Genomic DNA, 10512 nt, shown 5'->3' on the forward strand with positions numbered 1-10512 from the left:
AGTAAAATAACAAAAAAGCAATCGTGGACCGAATATAGGGTCCTTGTAAAAAGGTAAAAGCATGCCATTAACCGATCTTTCGCAAGTGAAACAGATCCACCTAAAACGCGAAGGCATTCGTGCAAACATTCTCACCCTAGGCGCCAGCATTCAGTCTATTCACCTTGATGGTTATCCACACTCAGTAGTACTTGGCTCACCTAACTTCGCAGATTATTTAGGCTCATGCCGATATTTTGGTGCGATTGTTGGTCGTGTTGCCAATCGTATTGCCCACAGCCGGGCTATGATTGGCGATAAAGAATATCTGCTTACGCCCTCCTCTCCCAGTCCACATCAATTACACGGTGGACCAGCAGGTACAGATTGCAAAAATTGGCGCATTATTGCGCAAAGTGACGATGCGGTTCAGTTGCAAGTCACGTTAGAAGACGGTGAGATGGGATATCCGGGAAGAATGCAGATTCAAGTAGAGTATCAATTGCTTTCACAGGGCTTGGAAATGCGCATTCAAGCCACCAGTAACCAACTTACCCTTTGTAATATCGCAGGACACAGTTATTTTAATCTAGATGGGCAAGGCAGTATTTTAGATCACCAACTGAAAGTCGTCGCTGATCATTATTTACCTGTAAACGACGATTTAATTCCCACCGGAGAAGTCACTCCAACTCATGGAAGTGCCTATGATTTCAATCATTTACGAACCATTGGTCGAGACGATTACTTAGGGCTAGACACCAATTTTTGTTTGTCTTTAGCGCCAAGAGTGTTGCAAGAAGTGGCCGTACTGAAAGCGCCTTTAACTGGCCTTAGCTTGCACTTATTGACAACCGAACCTGGCTTGCAGGTTTATGATGCAAGACACGTTGACCTTGCTGCCAGCGCCAACATCAACCAACATCCTCTTGGTGCTTATGCCGGCTTAGCCTTGGAAGCACAGCATTGGCCTGATGCGGTTCATCACTCTCATTTCCCGCCGATTTTACTGGCACAAGGGGAGACTTATGAGCAAACCACTCAGTACCTGTTTCGTTAAATGTTGCCATTATAAAAAAGGGCCAAAACTTGGCCCCTTCTCTTTACGCCTTCTTGTATTCAAACCGAATCCTATTACAGGCTTAAAATAAAAGTCCCTTCTGGTGTTACAGGCAAATATTTCTGATAAAAATCAAAATAAGCTTGCTCTGGCTCCAAGTCTGCGAACACATCTGGATACATCACCTTAGCATAAAAAGCAATCATGGCACTGTCCATAATGGTACGACAAGCACCGTGATAAGCACCAAACATCATATTGTTCTTCACAGCGGAAAGACTTGACCAACCGGTACGCTGTTTAAAGCCTTGTAAACGTTTTAAAGCGTCTTCTTTATTTACGCCTTGTCCCATAATCATAGCGTCCGGAGAGTTGGCTGATTCATAACCAGTCATCACAATCACGTCTGGGTTAGCTGCAATCACCTGCTCTGGGTTAAGCTTACCCCACCACTCGACAAAAGGTGCTGATATATTGTCACCACCCGCCATAGTAGAAATGGCCCCCCACATGTTTTTACCAAAGGTGTAGCTCAATTCACTTGGCCCCATTGAACCGAATTCTGTATACACTTTGGGTTTCGGTAGATTGGCATCAGCTAAGCGTTTACTGATGCCTTCGACACGATCCTGATATTCTTTGGCAATCTTTGCTGCACGCGCTTGCTGGCCTGTTACCACGCCAATAAGTTCGGTACTTTTCAAATGGCGCTCTAGGGTTTGTGCGTTGTAATCGACAACCAAAACCGGAATACCCGCTTGTTCAATCCGCTCAATATCGCTACCTAAACCTTTGAATTGCCAATCCGCTAGCAATAATACATCAGGACGCAATGCAATCACCTTCTCTACTGAGAAGGTTTTGGTATCAACACGGCCTATGCCGGGAATATCCGCTAAAGAAGGACGGTGTTTTACGTACATGTCCCAATTGGCAGGGCGAGCCTGCCATATGTATTTGGACATACCAACAACATTGTCATAAGCGGCTTCCGTACCAATTGCCATGTAATCCTCTGGGTAAAAACCCACAATCACTCGCTGGGCAGGACTGTTAAAGGTCACTTCACGACCCAACACATCATCCAGGGTAACTTGTTTAGCCCAACTTAAACTTGCCATGACGGCGAACAAAAGCGTTATGAACAACTTTTTCATACTCGTACCTTATTACTTCATCAATATTATTTGAGTATGATAATCGTTATTACTTAAATTAAAAATAGCTTTCTCTTAAAGGCATTAAAAAATACCAAGAATGCAACAAAAAAAGCCGCTTAATCACTTAAGCGGCTGATCATTTAATACCAAGTTTGACTATAGCAAAGCCCTATTCGGTGCGGAATTTCACCACCATCGAATGCAACTCTTTACCCAGTTTGTCTTGCTTATCACATAATTCTGCAACGTCATCAGAAAGAGTAGCCACTTGCTTAACAGAGTGACCAATATCATTAATGTTTTTATTTATATCTTCTGTTACCGCTCTTTGCTCTTCTGCTGATGCCGCCGTTTGCATTGTCATATCACGCATCTGCTTGACTACTTGTTCTATTTCTTCAAACGAGTGTAACGCTTGATCTGATAAATTCATGGCGTTTTGTGACTCTTGCAAACTGCTCATCATGGAATCAGAGGCTTTTTTAGTACGGCTTGCTAATGAGTTCAATATACTGGCGATTTGTTCCGTGGATTCTTGCGTCCGCCCCGCCAAGGTTCTCACTTCATCTGCCACCACCGCAAAACCGCGCCCTTGTTCACCAGCGCGGGCGGCCTCAATGGCCGCATTAAGAGCCAATAAATTGGTTTGCTCAGCAATGTCCTGAATGGTCGCTAGGATTTGATTAATGTTAGTGGTTTCCTTTTCCAACTCAATAATCATATCGCTAGAGGATTTAATACGCTCTCCCAAACGGTTCACACCATCGGCACTGCCTTTGAGTAAGTCTTTGCCTGCTAACGTGGTCTCTAAGCCTTTTTCAGAAAATTGCGCGGAATGGCTACAACTTTCTGCCGCTTCACTGGAAGCAATAACCATCTGCTGACCCGCCTCAACAATTAACTCAATAGATTGCAGTTGATCCGCCGTAGACTGAGCCACCTGCTGGGCCTTGCTTGCCGTGTCAGCTGCGACCTTATCAATTTGTGAGCTGGACTTTTTAATACCAAGCATTAAACGACGTGTGGAATCGATAAACTGATTAAACCAACCGGACAACTCCCCCGTCTCATCTTTATTTTCTATCTCTATCTTAGAGGTTAAATCCCCTTCCCCTTCCGCCAGTATTTTTAAATGACTGGACACGGACTCAATGGGCGTCACCAAGCCTTTAGAAATAACAAAGGCAACCGCAAAACAAACGAACAATAAAATCACACACACCACCACAGTGGTCTGAATTAGCTCATAGGTACTGGCATAGATTTCGGTAGTCGGCATCAGGCCAACGAACTTCCATTGCAAATTGGGCGACGTGACCACATTGGCGTAATAGTCTTTACCATCTAGGTTAAAATGCAGCATTCCAGCGGAGGTTTGGGCAATTTTCTGGTAAGCATCACCTTGTAATTCACCGATTTTCTTGAAGTTGTTGTCAGGATGGATTGCATCAACCAGCACGGTGCCCGTATTTTCGATCACCATGATACTGCCCGACTCGCCTAACTGAGTCTGGTTTGCCATCTCAGTCAGCGTTTTGATGGAGAAATCAACGGCCACTACTCCACCGATCTCACTGCCTTTTCGATAAGCTCTTACCGCTGAAACATAAACCGCATCATCAGGTTCCCAATAATAAGCTTCTCGCAATACTGTTTGGCCTGTGTTGTTTATTGCTGTTGGATACCAAGGTTCTTTTTTCGGATGCCATTCTGCATACTCATAGGTTCCCGGCCATTCAGCATAACCATCACCTTCATCACCCATGTAAACATAGACAAAGTTAGGGTTATTCGTGCCCACCGCTTCAAATAAATTATATAAGGCAGCCTCTCGACCACCATTATTACTCGCCACCTCTTTAGGGGCTTTGCCCTGCTGCTCGAAATAGGTAGTTAGCGGTTTGGCTTGCGGGTCTGTTACTACATCACTGGCGGCCAAAAAGCCCACTGTGTATTTAATATCTTTGATAAATTGGTCAAAGGTCTTTTCCACCGCCCCTAAGGTTTGTTCACTGTTTTTAGCAAAGTTTTGAAGGGCTTGATTTGAGGCGAGAAATCCAGTGATAGAACTCACGATAAGGATAGGCAATAGGGTCGCAAGAGAAAACGTAATTAATAACTTCGTCTTAATTTTCATAGACATCTTCCAAATAAATCTATCGGTGATTAATCATACAGTGCATTAGAATTTCTTATTGTATTTAATCTGTTTCTGCATGAACAAGCTTATAAAACTTTAAATCATGCAATTAAGCGAATGCCTTAATCATTTTTTTGCCATAAAAAATATTATGACTATAAAATTTACTTATCATAAATTTAAATAGATCCTTGTTGATCAGTTTATTTCATAAGCTTTCTATGAAATGAATTCTAAACACGATAATTCGATATCGATGCTTTCAGTTGCTCTGCTAAAGAGCGAATATTCACGCCAATTTTAGCCATATTTTGTGCCTCGATCGCGTTATCTTCCGCAGAGCGACTAATATCTTGAACACTCTTATTAACCTGCGTTGCTGTCGCACTTTGCTGTTCCGTCGCACTGGCAATCTGCTCATTCATACTGGCAATTTTTTCAAGGTCTGCACTTACCTCTTCAATACTCGCCTCCGATTCTTCCGATACGACCACCATATTGCTGGTCATATCCTGACTGTCCTTCATCGTACCAACCGTTGTTTCAATCAGTTTTTGCATCTGTTCAATGGTTTGCTGTATTTCTTCTGTCGACTGTTTAGTCCTACCAGCCAAAGATCTCACCTCATCTGCCACTACCGCAAAACCACGGCCTTGTTCTCCAGCCCTAGCGGCTTCAATAGCCGCATTTAACGCTAACAAATTGGTTTGCTCGGCAATGTCTTGAATGGTTTCTATCACACTGTCAATGCGTTTCCCGTGCTCATTTAATTCCTGAGTTGCCTTACTGGCTAAATCAATTTGTTCAGCTTGCGCATGCACAGACGAAATTGTCTCACGTATTTTGAGTTTGGCTTTGCCCATGGATTGCTTAACATCAGCAGCGGTTTTCATGGTTTGTTGTGACAAGACTGCGACTTCCCCTACAGCCACTTCCATTTGTTCCATAGATTGGGCTGTTTGAGTTGAGACGTCCTTTTGCGAAACGGCTGAATCCGTAGACTTTTGACTAAACTGCGCATTCTTTTCAGCGGTTTCTTGCAATTGCCCCGAAGTGGTTAACAATAAAGAAAAAGTCTCCCGTAAAGTTTTCATCAAACTCTGGAGGTATTGACCTAATTCGGCGAATTCATCTTTGCCCGAGGTATCAAATTTTACTAATAAATCCCCATCACTCACTTTCATAATGGCGTCTTTAAAACGACTCAAGGAACCTCTTAGGCTTCGAGTGAGCCAGACAGCGACAAATATCGCCGATATCACTCCTATCGCTCCAATACAAGCTTGTAAAATCAAGCTAAAACGAACATCTGCCGATGTCGCTTGTTTACTCTCATCCATTTGCTGACGATAAAAATTCAATAACGCTTCAAGGCTTGTCAACAAAGCATCCATACGTTCAGAAACATCATTAACCGTCTGATCTATTGTTTGACTCTCTTGTTCCTGTATGCGGTATAAAGCCAACAATCCATCAGGTGATTCCAATTGATCCAATAAAGGCGTCAGCATCAATTGAAACAGACGCCCTATATCCCTATCTATTCTTAACAAACTTTCATAGCTACGATTTAAAATAATGTCCTGACCCGCTACGATACTGTCTAATTGCTCAAAATCCCCCGTCACTAAGTAATCCGCAAAACCATTGATAATTAAAGAAGCACTTCGATTAAATGTGGTAATTTCAAGCTGCCAATCAGCATTGTCACTATAGTATCCGCTACCGTACTTTCTTAGATAATAATCCAACAAAGTAGACAATTTACTGGCCTCATTTTGCTTCAGCTTAACAGCGCTGACATTCATACTGTATTGTCGATGAGTGGCTATAGCCCCATTAATAAGACCTTCAACCTGGCCTATTTCCTGTTGTATTTTAGTCAATTCAGCCGCCAATGACTCTCTGTCAGTCTGATTAATGAGGATGTCTATTTCTTCATTCAAAATGACATAAATTTGTTGTAATGCAGTCAATCGACTGTCAATTTCACTAATATCCTCACTGGCAAGCGCTAGATTTAATTGACGATCAGCCAGCAGAACATTGGTCTTAATATTGTTAGCTTCAAGGGTTAAGGGAACTGTTTTATCCGTCAGGTAAACTAACCTGTCATTCACTCTTCCCATGGACAGCAAGCTGGTTGTCACTAACACCACCAGAGCAAGAGTAAGAAAAGCAAAACCAATATAGACTTTTTGAATAATGGATAAAGACATAAACGTTACCCTGACACTATTTTGTAAATTGACTGAGATTGTCAGGTGTTACTAATTTAAAAGGCACCCAAATTTCTCGCTCAACTGACTTATTATTAATCATATCAATGGCGGCTTGGGCGGCCTCTCTCGCCTGTCCGGGGGCATCTTGAAGCACAGTAACATCCAGCTTACCTTCTCCCATGAATTTCAATGCATCGGCAGTGGCATCCACTCCGCCTATGAAGTATGGCCTAGGATCTTGTCCAGCCTCTTCAATTGCGGTGATCGCACCAATTGCCATCTCATCATTATTCGCCACAATGACATTAAATTGACCTTGGTATTCATCAAGCCATCGCGTCATAATTTTCAGCGCTTCATTGCGTTCCCAATTACCGCGCTCACGTACCAACACATTCAGATCTGGATATTGTTTCAACACAGTATCTACGTCCAAGGTTCTCATGGTGGCAGCATGATGCCCTTCTATTCCCATCAACAATAAAACATTGCCTTTGTAGTTGGCTAAACGCGCAAGCTCCTCCATCTGCATGGTGCCAGATTCAAGCTCATTTGATCCGACATAAGTGACGCCATTTGGCAGTGCAGCCACATCAGGCTCTACGTTTAATAAAACAAGGGGAATGTTATTACTGGTGACAAGGTCAATAATTTGCTGAGCGTAAGCTTCTGAGTTATCCACCAAAACAACGATCAAAGCATCCACCTTGGACTCTACAAAATACTCCACTTGATCCAGTTGCTTTTGCTTGGAAGACTCTGCCTGATCAATAAAGGCTACGTGACCTATCTCATCAAGACTGGCTTCAATATTGAATCGCAGGGTATCAATAAAATTATCATTGAATCTAGGAAGACTAACAGCAACTAAGCTAGCGTTAAGGGGCATCGATAACACAAGAGCCATGACCAAGAAGAAAGATTTGACGATCATTTTCAATTACCAAAGTGTTCGAAAAACAATCTAAGCGTAGACGACCTTTTTTAATAATGCATAAGATGAAAATGTGTACAAATGTATCAGTTAAGAGTCATTTTGCTCGTCTAAACTATAATTTAAAGAAGCAGTTACCTTAGGAATGCGCAGTTTCGAGAGAGAGAGTCAAAGTATGTTTGCAAAAGGGGATATCACTCGGCATGAAGGAAAATTGCCACCGTTCAAGGTGGCAATTTTCGAAGACATGAGCAAATACTGAACGAATACATTTGAAGCCTAATCCACTATACCGCCTGCATACACATCGGCCATAGTTTTGCGGATAAAAACCGCCATTGAACGACGGCTTCTTCAATTGAAATGGTGTTTATTCGCTCAAATTCAGCTCGCAAAGCTTGCTATTAAGGCATGTTATTGACAATACGAGTGCTTGCATCTCGTAAAATGGGAATCACACTTTTTTCTAAATAGGCATGGTCCATACTGCCCTGTGGCCAAGCCAATGACAAACACCCGATAAGAGTGTCATCCGGTCGCTTGATCGGTACTGACACAGACTCTATGCTCAAGCCATTAATGTTTTGGTTGTCGTAATGGGAAATTTGTCGAACGCCATAACCTAAGATTTTAGTTTGCTCAATTATCTGGTTTAACCAAATACTATCATGAGCCAACTTACCTTCTTTCGTTTTCAGTTTCTTCAAGTTATAAATGACATCAGATCTCTCCTCACTATCACAAAAAGCTAGGAAGCAACGACCCACACCAGAGTAAAGGAATTCCAGTTCAGTCACGGAAGGCCAACAATTAAAAAAGGGCGAACGATGGCAAGTCGTTTCAATATATTTCATCCTGTTAACTTTTCGAACGGCAATACCAGATGGCCAATTTAGTGTCTGATAAAGATATTCCAACACAGATACACTTGCTTCTGCTAAGCGTTCTTCTTGAGATTTAGGCTGAGTATCTTCAATAACGGAAGAGGATAAACTGTATTTGTTCTCACTGTGAGACTTTACGACCCAGCCACTCAGGATAAGTGTTTTCAATATTCTCAGCAGTGTTGCCTTGTTTATCCCAGTACAACGTTGCAATTCAGAAAGAGAAAGCGGAGATGTCTTTTGTAGCTTTTCCAGCACTTGCATCGCCCGCGTAACAGAATCGATTGATTTCACCATAACGCAAACCACTTAAGCATTAAAATATATCATTACTCAGGCATAGAAAACCGATAAAAGTTGAACACTGTCATAGCATTCATCCTGCTAACAATATGTCATTTATTATTTTTATAAGATTTGATTATAATGCTTTAGCACAACACAAGATCATTCAAAAAATAGGAATGTCCAGTGTTTTTTGAGATAAAAAAACCGTCCAAGTAAAAAGGGGAGTATTACTTGAACGGCTTCTTTTTATTACACTAAGCTATTAATAGTGGATTTATTATTAATAGCTTATATTAACACCTAATGCGACATTATCAGCTGTAATATCGTAATTAGCGGCTTCAGCCCAAAACGCAATGTTTTTACCAGCCTGCTTCTTAATCTGATAAACCGTACCCTTATTATCATTGGCATCAACATCTGAGTCTTTATTATAGTAGCCAGCTGCAATCGAGTAGCCATGACTTAAATGGTAACGTGCCGTCACACCGAACGTGTCGTAATCTCCTGCTGTACCAAAGGTATCTTTATTCATTTCATAGGTAGCACCGAGATCAAGCTTATCAAATTTATAACCTGCGGTTAGCGCTGTACGCGTATAGTCTTTAGAGGCATTAGCCAGACCTTTACTGACAATAACCTGACCCGCACCCAGGTTCACATTACCCTCGTTGTAAATCACACGATAAGCCTCTACATCAACATCATCGCCGTTATCTTCATTGATAGAAAGCGTTGCAAGAACCAGCTTAACTCCCATGAATTTAGGAGACGCCCAAGCAATCACATCATCTCCCTCAGAAGGTTGAGCAAATAGCGTATTACCCGATGTCGAAGTGGTACCAGAATGCGCCTCATTGTATTCAAATATATCTACATTGGAATAGAGGTCGCGTTGTTGTCCACTGGTAATTCGTGGTGCTAAAACAAAAGCACCGTAAGCTGTTGGAAAGATAGCATGCGCTTCTTTGATGTGAATGTCTGCCTCACCCTCGTTGCTGGTAGTATCTCGGCTGTTAATGGCATCCGATAGATCCGCTCTAAGGTTATAAAGTATGGTAAATTCTTTAGCTTTAACTACCCCATTCATACCAACTTCGGCTTCAAAAGCCTCTGGATCAAAGTCTTTATCTTCGACATTTAACACCCCAAGGCTGGTTAGAAAGGAAAAGTTCGGTTTATTTACAACCAAATCGGAATCGTCTGCTGCGAAAGCAGCTTGAGTCATTAGGAATGGAACTGACAATGTCATTGCCAATAATTTGCGTGTGTTATTAATCATAATAATGCCCTTTTTTTAATAATTGTTTTATAGAACATCTGTAGACTATCAATATTGTTTAAAGAGAAAGCAATGTGTTTCACTGAGTGAAACACATTCTTGCTTTCAACAATATTGAACCAAGTGCAAAGAATGGAAGACGTATTCAATAACGCCATCACTTGACAGGAAAAGTATGAGAAAAACGGCTTGAGTCAAAGCCAGCAATCATGAGTAAAGAATAGGAAATGTGATTCCATCACCTATTCTTTGGTAAGGAACGCAGAAGGTACCAACAAGCCTTCTGGCTCTCACCTTCTATAAAAAATTAAATGAGTGACGTTATTACCTTAGACACATCGGGCAATATTGTGGTGTTGTCTTTTTGCATCTCTTCACAGAGGTCTCTTATAAAAGGGACTTGTTCTGGATAGGCTTTCAACCAAGCCAAAAGCGAAGACTGAACCTCCTCCAAACTTTGTTCTTGGCATACAGGAGCTCCTAGGGCAATCAGTTTTTCTTTGAAATCCACTTCATCAATCAAATTGACAATCATCATATAATGTCACCTCAATCACGGTTTA

At 41.8% G+C, this 10512-nt stretch carries 8 protein-coding genes; 1 reads left to right on the forward strand and 7 read right to left on the reverse strand.

Annotated features, from left to right (window positions below):
* Positions 1–61 precede the first annotated feature (61 nt).
* Complete coding sequence (locus ABXS85_RS04580; protein WP_353668857.1) at positions 62–1039, forward strand: aldose epimerase family protein; 978 nt, start codon at positions 62–64, stop codon at positions 1037–1039.
* 74 nt (positions 1040–1113) lie between these two features.
* On the opposite strand, the gene ABXS85_RS04585 is transcribed toward ABXS85_RS04580, so the two are convergent.
* The 7 genes from ABXS85_RS04585 to ABXS85_RS04615 all read right to left on the reverse strand — a co-directional run bounded on the left by ABXS85_RS04585 (position 1114) and on the right by ABXS85_RS04615 (position 10487).
* On the reverse strand, positions 1114–2196 hold the full coding sequence (locus tag ABXS85_RS04585; RefSeq protein WP_353668858.1) for an ABC transporter substrate-binding protein: 1083 nt from the start codon (positions 2194–2196) through the stop codon (positions 1114–1116).
* A gap of 172 nt (positions 2197–2368) precedes the next feature.
* Positions 2369–4336: a methyl-accepting chemotaxis protein gene (locus tag ABXS85_RS04590; protein ID WP_353668859.1), complete on the reverse strand. Its 1968-nt coding sequence runs from the start codon at positions 4334–4336 to the stop codon at positions 2369–2371.
* Positions 4337–4572: 236 nt separating this feature from the next.
* Positions 4573–6558 (reverse strand): methyl-accepting chemotaxis protein, encoded by a 1986-nt coding sequence (locus ABXS85_RS04595; RefSeq protein ID WP_353668860.1) that lies wholly within the window; start codon positions 6556–6558, stop codon positions 4573–4575.
* Positions 6559–6574: 16 nt separating this feature from the next.
* Complete coding sequence (locus ABXS85_RS04600) at positions 6575–7495, reverse strand: substrate-binding domain-containing protein (protein ID WP_353668861.1); 921 nt, start codon at positions 7493–7495, stop codon at positions 6575–6577.
* Positions 7496–7899: 404 nt separating this feature from the next.
* On the reverse strand, positions 7900–8676 hold the full coding sequence (locus tag ABXS85_RS04605) for a helix-turn-helix domain-containing protein (protein WP_353668862.1): 777 nt from the start codon (positions 8674–8676) through the stop codon (positions 7900–7902).
* 271 nt (positions 8677–8947) lie between these two features.
* On the reverse strand, positions 8948–9949 hold the full coding sequence (locus tag ABXS85_RS04610) for a porin (protein WP_353668863.1): 1002 nt from the start codon (positions 9947–9949) through the stop codon (positions 8948–8950).
* A gap of 307 nt (positions 9950–10256) precedes the next feature.
* The gene (locus tag ABXS85_RS04615) at positions 10257–10487 is read right to left on the reverse strand and encodes a hypothetical protein (RefSeq protein ID WP_353668864.1); all 231 of its coding nucleotides are present in this window, start codon (positions 10485–10487) and stop codon (positions 10257–10259) included.
* Positions 10488–10512 lie beyond the last annotated feature (25 nt).

Origin of the sequence: Marinomonas sp. THO17, from assembly GCF_040436405.1 — a bacterium.
In the GTDB taxonomy this organism is placed as follows: Bacteria; Pseudomonadota; Gammaproteobacteria; order Pseudomonadales; family Marinomonadaceae; genus Marinomonas.